Source organism: Bacillus sp. TH22 (genome assembly GCF_016651015.1).
Lineage (GTDB): Bacteria > Bacillota > Bacilli > Bacillales > Bacillaceae_G > Bacillus_A > Bacillus_A mycoides.
The window spans coordinates 4,983,632-5,000,109 of record NZ_JAEKER010000001.1; the positions used below are offsets into that span (position 1 = coordinate 4,983,632).

Here is a 16,478-nt window from a genome sequence, read left to right on the forward strand (position 1 = left end):
ACACAAAAAGAGCATCCTGTGAACTGCACCCCAATTGTTAGACACAGTCTAACAATTGGAGGTGCAGTTTTTCTATGGCTAAATTTACAGCTGATGAAAAAATACAAATCGTTCTACGTTATTTGAACGGAAATGAAAGTTATCGAGAAATGGGTAGAGCGATCGGTATAAGTGGCACAATCATTTTGAATTGGGTAAACCAATATAAGCAGAATGGTGTGGAAGCTTTTCTAAAACGATGTACAAATTACACACAACAATTTAAACTAGACGTACTAAACTTTATGATTGAAAACGGTATGTCCTTATTTGAGACGGCAGCTATCTTTAACATTCCTGCCCCTTCAACGATTTCTGTTTGGAAAAAACAACTCGAAACACAAGGAATTGATGCCCTTCAATCTAAAAAAAAGGGGCGTCCATCCATGAAAAAAGAGTCAAATAAACAAGTAAAACAAGCTTTAGCTGAAGGGTCAGTTGAAGCACTTGAAGCACGTATTAAACAGCTTGAAATGGAAAATGAGTACTTAAAAAAGTTGAATGCCTTAGTTCAAAACAAGGAAAAGTCACTAAACAAGACAAAGCGCAAGTAGTCTATGAATTAAGGCATAAATATTCGGTGAAGGCACTCGTGGAGTTAGCTACTATTCCACGAAGCACGTATTATGATTTAGTAAAGAAAATGAATCGCCCAGATGTAGATGCCGATTTGAAAGCTGAGATTAAAGTGATTTATGAGGAGAATGAAGGTCGTTATGGCTACCGTCGCATTCGTGATGAGTTAGCGAATCGTGGTCAGAAAGTGAATCACAAAAAGGTGCAACGTATTATGAAAGAGCTTGGATTAAAGTGTGTTGTGCGTATGAAGAAATATAAATTCTATAAAGGGAAAGTCGGTAAAATTGCACCCAATATTTTAGAGCGTAATTTTTATGCAGATGCACCGAATCAAAAATGGGTAACAGACATCACAGAGTTTAAATTATTTGGAGAAAAACTGTATGTATCACCTGTATTAGACTTGTATAATGGTGAGATTATTACCTATACAATTGGTTCTAGACCGGCGTATTCACTTGTTTCAGAGATGTTAGAGAAAGCATTAGAACGTTTACCTGAAAACCACCAGCTACTGATGCATTCGGATCAAGGATGGCATTATCAAATGGGACAGTACGTCCGTACACTTGAATCAAGAGCTATCGTACAGAGTATGTCTCGAAAAGGAAACTGTTACGACAACGCAGTAATAGAGAATTTCTTTGGGATTATGAAGTCGGAGTTCCTCTATATAAAAGAATTTGAATGCATAGAGCATTTTAAAATAGAATTAGAAAAATATATAGATTATTATAATAAGAAACGGATTAAGGCAAAATTAAAAATGAGCCCGGTACAATACCGGACTCATTTGGATCAAGTAGCCTAATGAAATAACCGTGTCTAACTTTTAGGGGTCACTTCACCTGAAAGAGTAGGATGCTCTTTTTGTTTAGATCAAGTAGCTTCTTCTTCGGGAGAAGTGAAAAATTCGTTGACTTTGTTGGAGAGTAGAAATGGAATAGCTCCTTTTATAACGGAAATGTCCCAGTCCCACCATGCAAGGTTTTCTAGTTTTTCAATGATTTCTTGCGGGAAACGATATCGAACTAGTTTGGCAGGATTACCAGCGACGATTGCATATGGAGGTACGTCTTTTGTAACAACACTCTTGGCCCCGATAATGGCCCCGTTACCAATTGTAACACCAGATAAAATGCAGGATTGATAACCAATCCATACATCATTGCCGACTACGATATCACCTTTTGAAGAAGGATGACCAGTAATGTGTGCTCCTTCTTCGAAGAGGACATTAAATGGATAAGTTGTTATCCAATCAGCACGATGTTCACCGCCAAGTACGAAAACGACTTCTTCTCCTAATGAACAAAACTTACCTATTTTTAATTTTGTTTCATCATTCCAAGAAAAAATAATAGGGCCTACTTTACTGTAAGTATAATCACCGATATCATATTTATTATATTCAGGTTTTTGATTTAAATATAACATACGAATTTTAGCATCCTCTCTAAAGAAAGTAATGGATATGGAACATTATATGCAAGGTGAAGTAAGGCGAACTATGTTGTATGAAATGGTAATGTGCAAAAATGTTAGTAGGTAAGATGAATAAAAGGGAGTGAAATGTATGAGATACGAAATGGGATTATATAATAAACCTTTTCAGTCGATTCAATTAGGAAAAAAAGTATATGAAGTACGCTTATACGATAGAAAACGTCAACTTATAAAACAAGACGATGAAATTGTATTTACGAACCTTACGACAGCAGAAACGATGGTTGTAAAAGTAACGGAGATAAAACGATACGAAAGCTTTAAAGCAATGTACGAACAAATTGATAAAAAATTATTTGATTGTGAAGAACTTAGTATAAAAGAAATGTTAGAAAGTACATACGGAATATATACGAAAGAACAAGAAAAAGAATGGGGAACAGTTGCGATTGGTGTTGAGGTAATAAAGTGAGAAGAAATCGCGGTGCAGCTATAATTATACAAGGTGGTAAAATCGCTCTTATAAAACGTATTCGAGAAGGTGAGCTGTATTTTGTTTTTCCAGGCGGGGGAATTGAAGAAGGAGAAACGCCTGAAGAAGCAACGAAGCGAGAGGTTTATGAAGAATTAGGGGTACATATACAAGTGGAGCATCGGATTGCAAAGGTGGAGTATAAAGGTACGGAGTATTATTATAATGCCCATATTATAGGTGGAGTTTTCGGAAGTGGTAAAGGCGAGGAGTTCGAGCTGAAAGATAGAGGGAGTTATATTCCTTTATGGATGCCGGTAAATGAGTTGCCAAATTTAAATGTAAAACCTTATGATGTGGCCAAATGTGTATTTGATTATTATGGAATATAAGGTCTGACAACATACAAAAAAAACCATTGACATAGCCTTCTGATTTAAGTATTGTATTCGAGTATGTTTATAATCAGGAGGTTTATATGAGCAATCAAACTACTACACATCATGTGAAAATGACAACAGCAGATCCATCTGGAATCGGTCTATTTGGATTAGCGATGGTAACACTTGTAGCATCATCTCAAAAGTTAGGCTTAACAGATGGCGTTTCACTTGTATTACCATGGGCAATCTTTTTAGGAGGATTTGCACAAATCTTTGCATGCATTCACGATGCAAAGCACAACAATACGTTCGGTACAACAGCATTTGGTGCGTACGGCCTATTTTGGTTAGGTGTTGGAATGACTTGGTTAATTCAACTTGGAGTATTTGGTGAAAAATTAGCCCAAACTGCAGATTCAAAACAGCTCGGTGTAGCCTTTATCGGATACTTGATTTTCACGATCTTTATGACAATTGGTGCAATGGAAACACATAAAGTATTATTTATGATTTTCGTCCTTATTGATTTCTTATTTATCGGTCTTTCATTAAGTACTTTAGGTGTTATGCCGCACGCAATGCATAATTTAGCAGCGTATTCTGAACTATGTATTTCATTATTATCTTTCTATGGTTCAGCAGCAGCTGTGTTAAATACACACTTCGGAAAAGTTGTATTACCAGTTGGAAAACCCTTTGGTATTTTTAAAAAGTAATAAAAAAGAACAGATGATTGTATAGTCATCTGTTCTTTTTTTATGGAATAAAATAAAATAGCAAAAAATATAATTGAAATTGATTCTCATTATTAATATAATGAGAATGAGAATCAATTATTGTAAGAGGGGGATGCCGAAGTGGCGAAAATTTTAATAGCGTATGCAAGTATGTCAGGGAATACAGAGAGTATTGCTGATTTAATTAAAGTAAGTTTAGATGCCTTTGATCATGAAGTAGTATTACAAGAGATGGAAGGTATGGATGCTGAAGAATTATTAGCTTATGATGGAATCATTTTAGGATCTTATACGTGGGGTGATGGTGAATTACCATTTGAAGCGGAAGATTTCCATGATGAGTTAGAAAATATAGATTTGACGGGTAAAAAAGTGGCTGTTTTTGGATCAGGTGATACGGCGTATGAACTGTTTTGTGAAGCGGTAACGATATTTGAAGAACGTCTTGTAAAATGTGGGGCAGAACTTGTACAAGAAGGATTGAAAATTGAATTAGCTCCAGAAGATAAAGAAGACGTTGAAAAATGCAGTGATTTTGCAATTGCTTTTGCCGAGAAGTTCTAGGAACGGGAGTGTCAACGTGGAAACAATGTTAAGTGCAACTGCTATTACAAAGTTAAGAGATGGAAAGCTTTTGTTAGCTACTACATATAATGGTTTATTCATTGAAAAAGATGGAGAATGGAAACAGGCTTTAACTGGTTTCCAAAAACGAATTCGAGATTTACATAGTGAAGGTAACGTAGTTTACGGAGTAGGAGACGAAGGAGTTTTTATTCGTAGTATGAATGGTGGAGAAACGTGGACGATCCAGCGCTTTCCAACGAAAGCAACGAGCTGGAATGTATGTAGTAATGAGAATGGAACAGTAATTGCTCATGGAGATAAAACACTGTATCATTCTAATAATTTTGGTTCCACATGGGAGACTATTCAGCCATTTCTTAATTACGGTAGTGAGGCACCATCTATTCGATCATTATTTTTATATAAACATTACTTATTTATCGGTACGAAAATACATACTAAATATGGTGGTGTTTGGCTTTTTGATTTAGAGACACGTAAATTAAAAAGGATTAAAATAGCGATGAATCAGATGATTTCTGCGTTGACTATACATAATTCCTATTTAGTAGCGGCAAGTGGATCGTGCAAGGGGATTAGCGGAAATATTTCTTTTTGCAGAATAAATGAGAGTATCGAAAGTGATAAAATAGGTTGGCATACATGTCAAAGTGAACAAAAAGCGAGTAGTTATTTAGATTTAAGTGTGGATCAACATGTGTTATATACAACGTCAACGCAAAATAAGGCGGGAATTAGCACTGTTTGCCGTGTGCTTCTTGAAGAAGGAATTGTTACAGTATGTGATTCGGTTAAAGGGCATGGTTGGCGCATTGTTAATGAAAAAGAAGGCTATGTTGTAGCTGGATCAGGTGAATTAAAAACGATGCAGTGGAAAAAAAAAGCTGTATAACTTTAAAAAAACTTTACTTTTATTATATTGGTATGATATAGTTACTTTAAACCATTTTACTTTTAATAATATAGAGATTTAAATGAGCTGTAACTTCCGAGGAGGATAGCAATGTTAAATCTCCTCTGGGGTTGCAGTTTTTTAATATATGATGTATTATTGTAAAGTGGTTGAAAATGAATATGTACATATAGGTACATTGTAGGAGGATTTTTTAAATGCAAAACGGTAAAGTAAAATGGTTTAACGCAGAAAAAGGTTTCGGTTTCATCGAGGTTGAAGGCGGAGAAGACGTATTCGTTCATTTCTCAGCTATCCAAGGCGACGGCTTCAAATCTTTAGAAGAAGGTCAAGAAGTTACTTTCGAAGTAGAACAAGGTAACCGTGGACCTCAAGCTACAAACGTAAACAAGAAGTAATTATGAAAAAAAGAAGGGCTTGCCCTTCTTTTTTTTTGCGTTTTTATTGAATATCCTCCTATGTACATGTAATAATAAGACTGAATTTTTGATTTTTATGCGAAGTTTTTCATGCATAAAGTGCATTAATAAATAAATACTGAAAATAAAGTATGTGTGTGAAAAGGAATTTAGAAAGAGGTAAATAAATTGAAAAACGCTACACACTTCATTGTGTTTGATATTGAAAGGAATTTTAGGCCGTATAAATCAGAAGATCCGTCAGAAATAGTTGATATTGGAGCTGTAAAAATAGATGTGAGTACAATGAAGGTTATTGGAGAATTTTCAGAGTTAGTAAAACCAAGTGCCCCATTAACTCGTCATACAACAAAATTAACTGGAATTACAAAGAAAGATTTAATAGGTGTAGGGAATTTCCCTCAAATTATAGAGAAATTTATTCAGTTCATCGGAGAAGATTCAATATTTGTTTCATGGGGAAAAGAAGATTACCGTTTTCTATCTCAAGATTGTACATTATACGGTGTAGAATGCCCATGTATGGAAAAAGAGAGTAGATTTGATGTGCAAAAATTTGTTTTTCAGGCGTATGAAGAATTATTTGAGCATACACCAAGTTTACAATTAGCAGTGGATCAGCTCGGCTTAACGTGGGAAGGGAAGCAGCACCGGGCTTTAGCAGATGCTGAGAATACAGCAAATATCTTTCTGAAAGTATATGGCGAGAGAGATATTAACAAGCGATACAAGAGACATGGTGAGCTTGAACTTGTAAAGAACGGAAAACTAACAGAAAAAGCGAAAAAAAGGATGCGGAAATGGGTGTTTAAAGAACTGAGAAAAAATACAGAGCGTCCTTTTGTATGGAGTGCATTTGAAAGTAGTGACACATGGGAAAGTATAACGGAAAGATATTATATAAGTGAATCAGCAGTAGAACTTCTGAAAAAACACTTTCCTACTGCGGTGAGAAAAGCGGAGCGGCAGCTTAGGTATTTGGCTGAGATGGAGAAAGTAGTAGAAGAAAGTTAGTAATAAAATTTATTTTATTCATATGTACAACTAGACTTCAGGATTAAGTTGCTGAAGTTTAGTTGGAGAATTCACGGCTTGTCCTGTATTGTTAATGGAATATTTTGTTGTTTTTAGTACGGATATACATAGAAAAGAGTGTAGTTTAATGGGAGTAATCTTTAACATTTTAACCGTTTTAGTTTTTTGATAATATTTACCACACTATTTGCACTAATTACACTTCCTTTCATAGCAAAGAAGAAGAATGGGAAAAAGCTTAATATATCTTTAGCTCGTGGCTTATTAAAGATTAAAATCGAAGAGTAAGGTAAGAGTCTTATACAAGGGAGGTGTGATAGTGATAGACTTGGAAATCAAAGATGTCACCGTACAGATGGAATTAAATGGTGTCTTTTGGAATGAGGATGGAATTGCTGAAATGATGGTGACTACAAAAGCGGAGCATTCTCTTATTCTTCGTCTAGTAGTTGACTTAGAAAGTAAAACGATTCGTGCGATGAATGCCGAGATAGTGGGTGGGTTCTGTCCTCTATGTAAACAGAAAAGGAACGAATGTAGTGAACTTAATGACGTGCAAAATAAAATGGATATTTTAGAAGAAGCCTACGATTGGGTGAGAGAGCATCCGGAATATCGTTTTCAATTATCTTTTTACGAATACAATAAATTTGAGGTAGTAAAGTGAAATTTTCATTTTAACAACATACATAATGACTAAAAGGAAAAACACCAAAAACTTATAGAAGGACTTGGTCAACTAGGAATATTGAAGTAGATGTCTCTCATGGAAATACGCTTGTACAACAAGGAAGGAATCTGCTTGATTCTACAAGAAATGTCATCTTGGAGCAAAAAAATTTTTTAAAAATAAGCATATTTGTTATAAAGAAGAAAAACCGATTCTTAGTAGAATCGGTTTTTAGTATAAATGTCAACTATGTCCCAAATAAAAGAGCGCTTGTTAATAGAGCTCAGTAAAAATAGGTATATGGAAGCATTTATTCGATCCCATTCGGATCATAAGAATACTGCTGTTTATTCTCAATCCGCTCAATCACATCTTGTAATTCATCCGGCTTCAAAAACTCAATTGGAGAGAAGCCTTTCTCAAACGTAAGTGTATCAGCCTCAATCATTAATACATATCGGTCGTTTACCTTTGCAATATGTATTAGGTCTCCGAAATCAGCAAGCAAAGCCTTCACAGAGATATGATCTGCTTTTAGCTTTAATTCCACTTCAGGGGCGTGCTCGACGATTTGAGCGGTAGCTTCCATTACTTCTTCTGTTGAAAATTGTTCCATAATTTCGCGTTTCGGACTGGCAGCCCATACTTCCATCGCTTGGTCGAACTGTTCACGTTCTTCAGTACCTTCTTCAAATACATCTTCAATTTGGTCGTATACCATGTCCATTACTTGTGTTTTCATAATTTCAGGCATAGAGCGTTCGTATTCGACGAATTTTAAGAAGTCTTCAAAGTAGCGGGCGTGTGATGCTTGGTGTATTTTTAGTTCGCCAGGCTCCACCATACCTTCTTCAGGCATGTATGGATATTGGATAGATTTCATGTTTTTTGTTGTGATGGCCATTTCAACGTTACGAATAAGTGTTGATTCATCAGAAATGGAAGCAACCTTTGGTTCGAAGTCACATTTCATTACGAATACGAATGGATCATCAAAGTATTTGCGTAGTTTTGCTTGAGCGATTAAAAACACACCACCACGTACAGCGCTTGTGTCAAGGTATGTATAAACGAGAGGTTCGCTCATATCTTTGAAGTTTTCTTTTGTTTCTGCAAAGCGAATACGATTAAATAAGTTGTAATGAGGGTTTGAATCGAGTTCATGCCCTTCTTCTACAATAAAGCGACCGATCTTCGTTGGGGCTTGTTCTGTTTTTGCGTGACGTTCTACTTTTCGCTTTGAAATTTTTAATAATTCACCATTCAAAAATTCTTTTAAAGAGCTATCTTCATACTCTTCAGCGTCTAATGTTTGAAAATGTTTATAGCGCTTATCAACTGCTTCACCTTTTCCTTCTACTTGTACTACATAAAAAGAAAGAAAATTTATTTCAAAATCCATATTTATCACCTTGTTTCATTTCATTAACTCTTATCAGTATAGAGATGGAAAAAACTTTCGTCAATTTATATAAGGAAGGGGGAGCCCCTTCCTTATATATTTGTTATTTTCGAAATTAAAATCCGTCTTCTAATGCTGAAAATGGAATATTTAGCCTATTTTCTACTGTACGTAAACGCTGATTTAAGCGGTTTAATCTACGCGTATGACGCTCAACTGTGTTTTCTAGTTGACGTACTCTTTGCTCAAGCTCATTTACTCGTCTTTCTAATTGACGGTTTCCAGTACCAGGGAAAGAGATTGGAAGTTGAAATTGTCGATTTTGATCATATGGATTAACTTGTTCTGTTTGATCTATATATTGTTGGTATTGTGCCTGTAAATCATACTGAGGTTGGTAGCCATATTGGTTATATGGATCATAAGGATTGTAGGGATACATAAAAACATCCTCCATTTCTTTATAATAGGTTAAATTCATCATAATGTATGTGCAAAAGCGGAGTAGTGGCACGGCAAATACCTATATACCTGAAGTGAATGATTGTTTTTACCGATAAAATCTCGGTTTAAGTTGTTAATAATGATCACATATGAGAAAGCGGTATTGCGGTTTCTGAAGCATGCAGGTGAATAGAGAGGTGAAATGAAAGGGTTTTACATTTGTATTTTATCTGTTAAATGGTATATACTGGATGAAGATGGGTTACATAAAAGTTACAATCTTATCAAACTCGAAAATTTATATAAATATGTATAGACATTTACAAAAGAAAAGAGTAATTTTAATAGAGTAAAAAACAACTTGTAACATTTTCTAAATATATTGTAAAATGATTGTAACAAAAGATACATAAAAATGAAATAATACATAAGAAATAATGTTGGGGAAAAGGAGAGAGTATATTGTTCCGAAAAATAAAGGGTATATTAGTAGGGGTGCTATGTGTAGCTGTAGTAAGTGGTTGTGGCACAAAAGTAAGTGATGTGGCATTAGTAAGTGATTTTGGTGGGAACGTTGTAGAGGCTAAGGCTGATGTACAGGATTCAATTAGCTTAGTGGATGCGCGTACTGGTACTGAGGTGAAAAAAATAGACTTATCGAGCTTAGGTTATTTTGAAGATGAGGCGAAATTCAAAAAATCGGTAACGAAGGTTGCAGGTGAAGTCGGGAAAAGTGTTGACAAAAAGATGGTCCCTTCACGTATAGCATCTGATGGATCATGGCAAGAAGGAAAGCCTTCTTTTGAATTAATGGAAAAAGAATTAGTAGATAAATTATTAAACGTTGGTATGTGGGATTCTTCATATCAGTTACCTATCGTTGAGAAAAAGCCTACCGCAACATTAAGTGATGCGCAAGGAAGTGGCACGGTAATTGGTAGATATGAAACGAATTTAGGTGGATCAGCAGGTGGCCGTATTGAGAATATTCGTTTGTCGGCAGCGAGCATAAATGGAGTTGTATTAGCAAAAGGAGACAGTTTCTCTTTCAATGCATTAATCGGTGATACAACGCCAGATAAAGGATATCAATTAGGTAAAGAAATTGTAGATGGTAAATTAGTAGATGGTTATGGTGGTGGCGTTTGTCAAACATCATCAACGCTATACAATGCAGCAGATCAAGCTGGTTTGAAAATGGTAGAGAGAACTACACATTCTAAAACAGTAGGTTATGTCCCTCAGGGAAGAGATGCTACAATTGCTTATCCATATTTAGACTTAGTATTTGAAAATACGAATGATGCTCCTGTTAAGCTTTATATGGGCATTCAAGGCGGAAAGTTAGTTGCTGAAGTACATAAGATGAAATAAATATGTAGTTAAAGGATAAGAAAGTAAAATATTTATAGTTTCTATAATTGAAGCCATCTCTTCTGAATTTCAGAGGAGATGGATTTTTGTCATTAATGGCCTTCTTAAAAAACTATGAATTCTGATTTTTCTTATTTACATAGTGTGTTTTTAGTTGTATCCTTCATAGTAACGGCGATGTTAGTTTGTTTTGAAATAAAGGATTAGGAGAGGAAGTTATTCATGGTACAAATTCATCCGAAAACACGTATTGGTCATGTCGAATTTAAAGTAAAAGATTTAGAGCGTCAAATTGCTTTTTATGAGAATGTAGTAGGGTTAGAGGTAAGTAAGCAAGAGGGGAATAAAGCATATTTAACAGGAAAAGGTGGTAAGAATACGTTACTTGTTCTTGAGCAGTTGGAAGATGCAGCGCTACAAGAACCGCGTACGACGGGTATATATCACGTAGCCTTTTTAGTTCCGACTCGTGAAGCTTTTGCTTCGGCACTATTTGGTGTTATTCGCAATAAAAAGGTAATTGATAGTCCGGCTGAGCAAGAAGGACGTTATACATATTCAAATGAAATTTTGCCAATTTCAAGATTTAATAGTGCAAGTGATCATACGTATAGTGAGGCGTTTTATTTACAAGATTTAGAGGGGAATGGTATCGAGATTTATGCAGATCGCCCTCGAGGTCAATGGGGAGAAGGGCCAGGGGGAAGTACGCCACTAGATTTAAAAGAACTGGCAACGCTCGTTAATTATGAGTTTGATGGATTACCTGCTGACACTGTCGTTGGGCACGTCCATTTACGAATAGCTGATGTAGAAAAGTCACATGAGTTTTATGTAGATACAGTAGGTTTTGAAGTACAACAGCGTGAAGATGATTGCTTATTTATTTCGGCAGGAGGCTATCATCACCATATTGGTGCAAATACGTGGAACGGAGTAAATAATCCGTATCCACCAGCACATGCAACTGGACTAAAAGTGTATACGATAGTACTACCGCATAAAGAAGCGTTAGATGAAGTGAAAGAAAGATTAATAGAAAAACAACATGAAATAAATGAAACTTCAAATGGATTTACTGTAGTAGATCCAAGTGGTATTACAGTGCAGTTTGAAATAGAAGCAGTATAAAGTGAAACTTTAATCAGTGGGGGTTTTGTTCATCCCCCACTGATTATTAGCCTTCACCAATCGGGCGTTTATGGGCAGTTAATCTCCCACCTAACTTCTTTGTTCCAGCTGAATTTTGAGGTGGGAGTTGTACTGCCCGTTAACGCGGGATAAAAGGAGCCAGAAAGTGTTTAATCACTTTCTGGCTTGTTTTTGATTATTTAGAGCTCAATCCAATACCTTCTCACAACATTCCCATCTTCTTCAGTGAAATCATCATCACGGAGACCGCCGTTATGTAAAATCGTTTTCTCTGAAGGCGTATTCACTTCGTCACAAACGACAAGTGCTTTCGTGATGTTTAATTCTTTCGTTTTTTCTAATGATAACTCTAGTAACTTTGTAGCATAACCTTTTCTTCTTTCAGAAGGGCGAATACCATAACCGATATGATCACCAGCATTAAATAGATGATCAGTTAAACTATGACGTATATTAACAACTCCTACAACTCTATTTTCATCTGTCACGAGCCAATAAGTAGAATCTGGTACCCAAGTTTCAGGAATATTTATTCCGTTATGTGCGTCGTGTAATTCTTGAATCATTGCCGTGAAATTAGAAGGATTTTTTGAAATAACCCATGGAATCATCGTTTCGCCGCTATCTTTCCATTCGTTATAAAAATCTAAGTATTCTTCTTGTAAATCAGTAGTAGGTGTAAGTAAAGAGACGTTCATTGTTAGTAAGCTCCTTATATTTATGTTTTATTTCACAAAAATTATGATATAAAATGAAAGCGTTTCCTGACTTTCTCAACCTCATTTCACGCAACTCATATGCCATTTTTAACTGAAAATAAGTTAGACGTTGAACTTTAAAGTTTTTTTGTATGAGAAGTAGGTTGTTTTATTTATGTTAATATTTAAAATATTAACATAAATAAGTTGAGATATTAAGTATATTTTAATGAAATGCTTTTATATCGATAAACGGATGTTTGTGATAATTTTTATTTTATCTATCTATAATGAATGAAAGGGGGAAGTGCCCGTGAGCTTACATATTGATTTTATTATACGAATCGGTGTTGCCGGTTTATTAGGAGCAATAATTGGAATTGAAAGGGAAATTCGCTCAAAAGAAGCTGGATTAAAAACACATTTCCTAGTAGCCGTAGGGAGTGCTTTAATAATGGTCGTTTCGAAATATGCTTTTTCGGATATTGTGTTTGAAGAACATATGGCTCTTGATCCGAGCCGGATTGCAGCGCAAGTTGTTAGTGGAGTTGGATTTTTAGGTGCAGGTACAATCATTATTCAAAAGCAGGCAGTGAAAGGATTAACGACAGCGGCTGGTTTATGGGCTACAGCAGGAATAGGGCTAGCAATTGGAGCAGGTATGTATGTTGTAGGGATTGGAGCGATGATTCTCGTTTTGATTGGTTTAGAGATTGTAAGTCGTATTTTTAAGGTGCAATTTTTATTTCCGCAAAATATAACGGTGCAAATGTGTATAAATAAACACGAAGCGGTACAACAAATAGTAGAGACGCTACGAGTGAAAGGTATTCCAATACTTTCATATGAAGTTGAAGCTTTACAGCAAGATACAGAAATAGTTTATAAGGTAGGAATGCAATTGAAAAATATATCGTCAGAAGAAAAGAATGCATTTATTCAGCATATGCAAACATTGCCGGAAATTACGTTTATAAAGTTAAAATCATAGTGTTGAAATAGAGGATAGATGTAGCAGGAATTTCGCTATTATCTATCCTTTTTTTGACATAAATCACATGTGAAGTCAAGTGTTATTTTCGCTTTGAATGGATACATGTGTGAACGTTCCCTTCTTTTTTCTCAATACAGAATAAATAGTCAGAATAGTAAAATAATGGAGCGAGACACTAAAAACTGTAAGGTAGGGGAGAGCATGAAAGGCTATTCAAAAAAAGTTTTAGTAGGGGTAAGTTTTGCTAGTTTAATGTTAGGGAGTTTTCAAGGAAGCATATTGGCGGAAGATACTAAGGGAGAGCAAGTTTCATATCGAAATGTGCTAAAAATGGAGCCGGTTGGTGTACAACTGCCCGTGGAAGAATTAGCTCATTCATCGAAAGTATTAGAAAGCAAGTCTTTTGAGAAAAGGCTACAATTTGCTGATTTATCGCAAAGACCGCCTGAAGTAAAAAAGGAAAGTAAGCAATTAGCTGTAGCAAAAACTTATACAATTGCTGAATTAAATCAATTAAGCAATCAACAATTAGTAGATTTACTTGTAACAATCGATTGGGAGCAAATTACGGGGCTATTTCAGTTTAATAAAGACAGTCTTGCATTCTATCAAAATGATAGTAGGATGCAGGCAATTATTGATAAATTGAAGCAGCAAGGACAGGCTTATACGCAAGACGATTCAAAAGGGATTGAGACATTAGTGGAAGTTTTGCGATCAGGGTTTTATTTAGGATTTTATAATACAGAATTAAGTAAACTAAATGAACGTAGCTATCATGACAAGTGCTTACCTGCATTAAAAACGATTGCGAACAATCCAAATTTCAAACTCGGTACGTTAGAACAAAATAAAGTTGTATCATCATATGGGAAATTAATAGGAAATGCTTCGAGTGATGTGGAAACGATAACATCGGCTGCAAAGATTTTTAAGCAATATAATGATAATTTTTCTACATTGGTAGATAATCTTTCAGCGGGAAATGCGATTTACGATATTATGCAAGGTGTTGATTACGATATTCAATCGTATTTGTACGATACGAGAAAAGCACCGAAAGATACAGTATGGTACCAAAAAATAGATAGCTATATTAATGAATTAAGTAGATTCGCGTTAATGGGAACGATTACAGAGAAAAACGGATGGCTTATTAATAATGGAATTTATTATACAGGTAGACTCGGCACATTCCATAGTACAGGGACAAAAGGATTACAAGTTGTAACAGATGCGATGAAAATCTATCCTTATTTAGGTGAGCAATATTTCGTAGCAGTTGAGCAAATTACGACGAATTATGGCGGGAAAGATGCAAACGGTAACGTTGTTAATTTAGATCAAATACGAGAAGATGGGAAGAAAAAGTATTTGCCGAAAACGTATACGTTTGATGATGGTGCGATTGTTTTAAAAGCGGGAGATAAAGTGACTGAGGAGAAAGTTAAACGTTTATATTGGGCAGCAAAAGAAGTGAAGGCACAATTCCATCGTACGGTTGAAAGTGACCAACCGTTAGAAAAAGGAAATCCAGATGATGTATTAACGATGGTTATTTATAATAGCCCGGCTGAATATCAATTTAATCGTCAATTGTACGGGTATGAAACGAATAACGGCGGTCTTTATATAGAAGGAACAGGTACGTTCTTTACTTATGAACGTACGCCAGAAGAAAGTATTTATAGTTTAGAAGAATTGTTCCGACATGAATTCACGCATTATTTACAAGGTAGATATGAAGTGCCAGGACTTTGGGGACAAGGTAAGATGTATGAGAATGAGAGATTATCTTGGTTTGAAGAAGGGAATGCTGAGTTTTTTGCAGGTGCAACGAGAACGGACAACGTCGTTCCAAGAAAGAGTATTATAGGAGGACTATCTTCAAATCCAGCAGAACGTTATACCGCAGAGCGAACGTTAAATGCAAAGTATGGAACGTGGGATTTCTACAATTATTCCTTTGCTTTACAATCGTATATGTACAATAAGAGATACGATATGTTTGATAAAGTTCATGATCTTATTAGGAAAAATGATGTAACAGCATATGATGCATATCGCTCTGCTTTAAGTAAAGATGCGAATTTAAATAAAGAGTATCAAGACTATATGCAAATGCTTGTTGATAACCGTGAGAAATATAATGTCCCATTAGTATCAGATGATTATTTAGCAACTCATGCACCGAAACCAGTTTCAGATATTGCCGCAGAAATTACAGCGGAAGCAAAATTAAGTAATGTATCAGTAAAGAAAAATAAATCACAATTCTTTAATACATTTACACTGCAAGGAACGTATACAGGTACTGCTGCAAAAGGAGAAAATGAAGACTGGAAAACAATTACGCAAAACGTTAATGATACGTTAAAACGTTTAAGTGCAAAAGAATGGACAGGCTATAAAACTGTAACAGCATACTTTGTGAATTATCGTGTGAATGCATCAGGGCAATTTGAATATGATGTTGTGTTCCACGGTATTAATACAGAAGAAGGTGCAGTGAATAAAGCGCCGGTCGCAGTTATAAATGGTCCGTATAGCGGACATACGAATGAAGCGATCTCGTTTAAAAGCGATCGATCAAAAGATGAAGATGGGAAAATTATTTCTTATAAATGGGAGCTTGGTGATGGTACTGTAAGTAATGAACAAAATCCAACTCACGTTTATACAAAAGAAGGGACGTATACAGCGAAATTAACAGTAACAGACGATAAAGGGTTAACTAATACTGCTACAACGAGTGTAACGGTTCAAAAGAAAGAAGATAACAGTGTAGAAAAAGAGCCAAATAATTCATTCCAAACGGCAAATAAACTGCAGTTAAATCAAGTTTTACGTGCTAGTTTAGGAAACGGTGATACGAGTGATTACTTTGAAATAAATATAGAAACTGCGAAAAACCTTCAAATTAATGTAACGAAGGAAAATAATATTGGAGTAAACTGGGTTCTTTATTCAGAAGCAGATTTAAATAATTATGTTACGTATGCACAGCAACAAGGAAATAAATTAGTAGGTAGTTACTATACGTATCCAGGGAAGTACTATTTACATGTATACCAGTATGGTGGTGGAACAGGGAATTATACGGTAGAAGTGAAGTGAAAAAAAGGGTCGCCAT

17 protein-coding genes are annotated in these 16,478 nt (G+C 35.4%); 13 read left to right on the forward strand and 4 right to left on the reverse strand.

All coding sequences use genetic code 11. From position 1 onward, the window contains the following. Positions 1 to 74 precede the first annotated feature (74 nt). Positions 75 to 1,429 (forward strand): IS3 family transposase gene (locus tag JFU18_RS25375; RefSeq protein ID WP_201034202.1). Its coding sequence is split into 2 segments (ribosomal slippage): positions 75 to 528 and positions 528 to 1,429, totalling 1,356 coding nucleotides; the frame shifts between segments, so codons are not numbered across the junction. A gap of 68 nt (positions 1,430 to 1,497) precedes the next feature. Here JFU18_RS25375 and JFU18_RS25380 read toward each other — a convergent pair. Further along, entirely contained in the window at positions 1,498 to 2,055 is a 558-nt protein-coding gene (locus tag JFU18_RS25380) for a CatB-related O-acetyltransferase (RefSeq protein ID WP_002128459.1), read from the reverse strand. A gap of 139 nt (positions 2,056 to 2,194) precedes the next feature. On the opposite strand from JFU18_RS25380, the gene JFU18_RS25385 reads away from it, so the two are divergent. From JFU18_RS25385 to JFU18_RS25420, 8 genes are all read left to right on the forward strand, one after another. Beyond that, on the forward strand, positions 2,195 to 2,536 hold the full coding sequence (locus JFU18_RS25385; protein ID WP_201031566.1) for an ASCH domain-containing protein: 342 nt from the start codon (positions 2,195 to 2,197) through the stop codon (positions 2,534 to 2,536). Beyond that, on the forward strand, positions 2,533 to 2,928 hold the full coding sequence (locus tag JFU18_RS25390; RefSeq protein ID WP_201031565.1) for an NUDIX hydrolase: 396 nt from the start codon (positions 2,533 to 2,535) through the stop codon (positions 2,926 to 2,928). Before JFU18_RS25385 ends, JFU18_RS25390 begins: the two co-directional genes overlap by 4 nt. A gap of 86 nt (positions 2,929 to 3,014) precedes the next feature. Then, on the forward strand, positions 3,015 to 3,635 hold the full coding sequence (locus tag JFU18_RS25395) for an acetate uptake transporter (RefSeq protein ID WP_000070943.1): 621 nt from the start codon (positions 3,015 to 3,017) through the stop codon (positions 3,633 to 3,635). Positions 3,636 to 3,776: 141 nt separating this feature from the next. Next, complete coding sequence (locus tag JFU18_RS25400) at positions 3,777 to 4,220, forward strand: flavodoxin (RefSeq protein ID WP_001062757.1); 444 nt, start codon at positions 3,777 to 3,779, stop codon at positions 4,218 to 4,220. Positions 4,221 to 4,236: 16 nt separating this feature from the next. After that, complete coding sequence (locus JFU18_RS25405; protein WP_002087724.1) at positions 4,237 to 5,136, forward strand: WD40/YVTN/BNR-like repeat-containing protein; 900 nt, start codon at positions 4,237 to 4,239, stop codon at positions 5,134 to 5,136. 218 nt (positions 5,137 to 5,354) lie between these two features. Further along, positions 5,355 to 5,555, forward strand: a complete 201-nt coding sequence (gene cspB / locus JFU18_RS25410; protein WP_001179147.1) for a cold shock-like protein CspB — start codon at positions 5,355 to 5,357, stop codon at positions 5,553 to 5,555. A gap of 189 nt (positions 5,556 to 5,744) precedes the next feature. Next, entirely contained in the window at positions 5,745 to 6,590 is an 846-nt protein-coding gene (locus JFU18_RS25415; RefSeq protein ID WP_002128455.1) for an exonuclease, read from the forward strand. 340 nt (positions 6,591 to 6,930) lie between these two features. Beyond that, on the forward strand, positions 6,931 to 7,278 hold the full coding sequence (locus JFU18_RS25420; RefSeq protein WP_002087722.1) for a hypothetical protein: 348 nt from the start codon (positions 6,931 to 6,933) through the stop codon (positions 7,276 to 7,278). 313 nt (positions 7,279 to 7,591) lie between these two features. Here the strand turns inward: JFU18_RS25420 and JFU18_RS25425 are convergent, their stop codons facing one another. Beyond that, entirely contained in the window at positions 7,592 to 8,683 is a 1,092-nt protein-coding gene (locus JFU18_RS25425; RefSeq protein ID WP_002014380.1) for a DUF3900 domain-containing protein, read from the reverse strand. 115 nt (positions 8,684 to 8,798) lie between these two features. Beyond that, entirely contained in the window at positions 8,799 to 9,125 is a 327-nt protein-coding gene (locus tag JFU18_RS25430; protein WP_002087720.1) for a hypothetical protein, read from the reverse strand. A gap of 464 nt (positions 9,126 to 9,589) precedes the next feature. Between JFU18_RS25430 and JFU18_RS25435 the strand changes: the two genes are divergently transcribed. Together JFU18_RS25435 and JFU18_RS25440 are read left to right on the forward strand one after the other, a co-directional pair. Continuing rightward, complete coding sequence (locus JFU18_RS25435) at positions 9,590 to 10,501, forward strand: VanW family protein (protein WP_201034201.1); 912 nt, start codon at positions 9,590 to 9,592, stop codon at positions 10,499 to 10,501. 222 nt (positions 10,502 to 10,723) lie between these two features. Next, positions 10,724 to 11,632: a VOC family protein gene (locus JFU18_RS25440; RefSeq protein WP_201034200.1), complete on the forward strand. Its 909-nt coding sequence runs from the start codon at positions 10,724 to 10,726 to the stop codon at positions 11,630 to 11,632. 200 nt (positions 11,633 to 11,832) lie between these two features. On the opposite strand, the gene JFU18_RS25445 is transcribed toward JFU18_RS25440, so the two are convergent. Beyond that, the gene (locus JFU18_RS25445; protein ID WP_201034199.1) at positions 11,833 to 12,351 is read right to left on the reverse strand and encodes a GNAT family N-acetyltransferase; all 519 of its coding nucleotides are present in this window, start codon (positions 12,349 to 12,351) and stop codon (positions 11,833 to 11,835) included. 313 nt (positions 12,352 to 12,664) lie between these two features. Between JFU18_RS25445 and JFU18_RS25450 the strand changes: the two genes are divergently transcribed. Together JFU18_RS25450 and colA are read left to right on the forward strand one after the other, a co-directional pair. Then, positions 12,665 to 13,342 carry an MgtC/SapB family protein gene (locus JFU18_RS25450; RefSeq protein ID WP_002066498.1) on the forward strand — a complete coding sequence of 226 codons (678 nt, stop codon included), beginning with the start codon at positions 12,665 to 12,667 and terminating at the stop codon, positions 13,340 to 13,342. 204 nt (positions 13,343 to 13,546) lie between these two features. After that, the gene (gene colA / locus JFU18_RS25455) at positions 13,547 to 16,462 is read left to right on the forward strand and encodes a collagenase ColA (RefSeq protein ID WP_201034198.1); all 2,916 of its coding nucleotides are present in this window, start codon (positions 13,547 to 13,549) and stop codon (positions 16,460 to 16,462) included. Positions 16,463 to 16,478: the final 16 nt, after the last annotated feature.

Excerpts from the sequence above, each read along its gene's own strand:
- JFU18_RS25380 (WP_002128459.1), bottom strand. The coding sequence starts at position 2,055 with ATGTTATATTTAAATCAAAAACCTGAATATAATAAATATGATATCGGT.
- JFU18_RS25385 (WP_201031566.1), top strand. The coding sequence starts at position 2,195 with ATGAGATACGAAATGGGATTATATAATAAACCTTTTCAGTCGATTCAA.
- JFU18_RS25395 (WP_000070943.1), top strand. The coding sequence starts at position 3,015 with ATGAGCAATCAAACTACTACACATCATGTGAAAATGACAACAGCAGAT.
- cspB (WP_001179147.1), top strand. The coding sequence starts at position 5,355 with ATGCAAAACGGTAAAGTAAAATGGTTTAACGCAGAAAAAGGTTTCGGT.
- JFU18_RS25425 (WP_002014380.1), bottom strand. The coding sequence starts at position 8,683 with ATGGATTTTGAAATAAATTTTCTTTCTTTTTATGTAGTACAAGTAGAA.
- JFU18_RS25430 (WP_002087720.1), bottom strand. The coding sequence starts at position 9,125 with ATGTATCCCTACAATCCTTATGATCCATATAACCAATATGGCTACCAA.
- JFU18_RS25440 (WP_201034200.1), top strand. The coding sequence starts at position 10,724 with ATGGTACAAATTCATCCGAAAACACGTATTGGTCATGTCGAATTTAAA.
- JFU18_RS25445 (WP_201034199.1), bottom strand. The coding sequence starts at position 12,351 with ATGAACGTCTCTTTACTTACACCTACTACTGATTTACAAGAAGAATAC.
- colA (WP_201034198.1), top strand. The coding sequence starts at position 13,547 with ATGAAAGGCTATTCAAAAAAAGTTTTAGTAGGGGTAAGTTTTGCTAGT.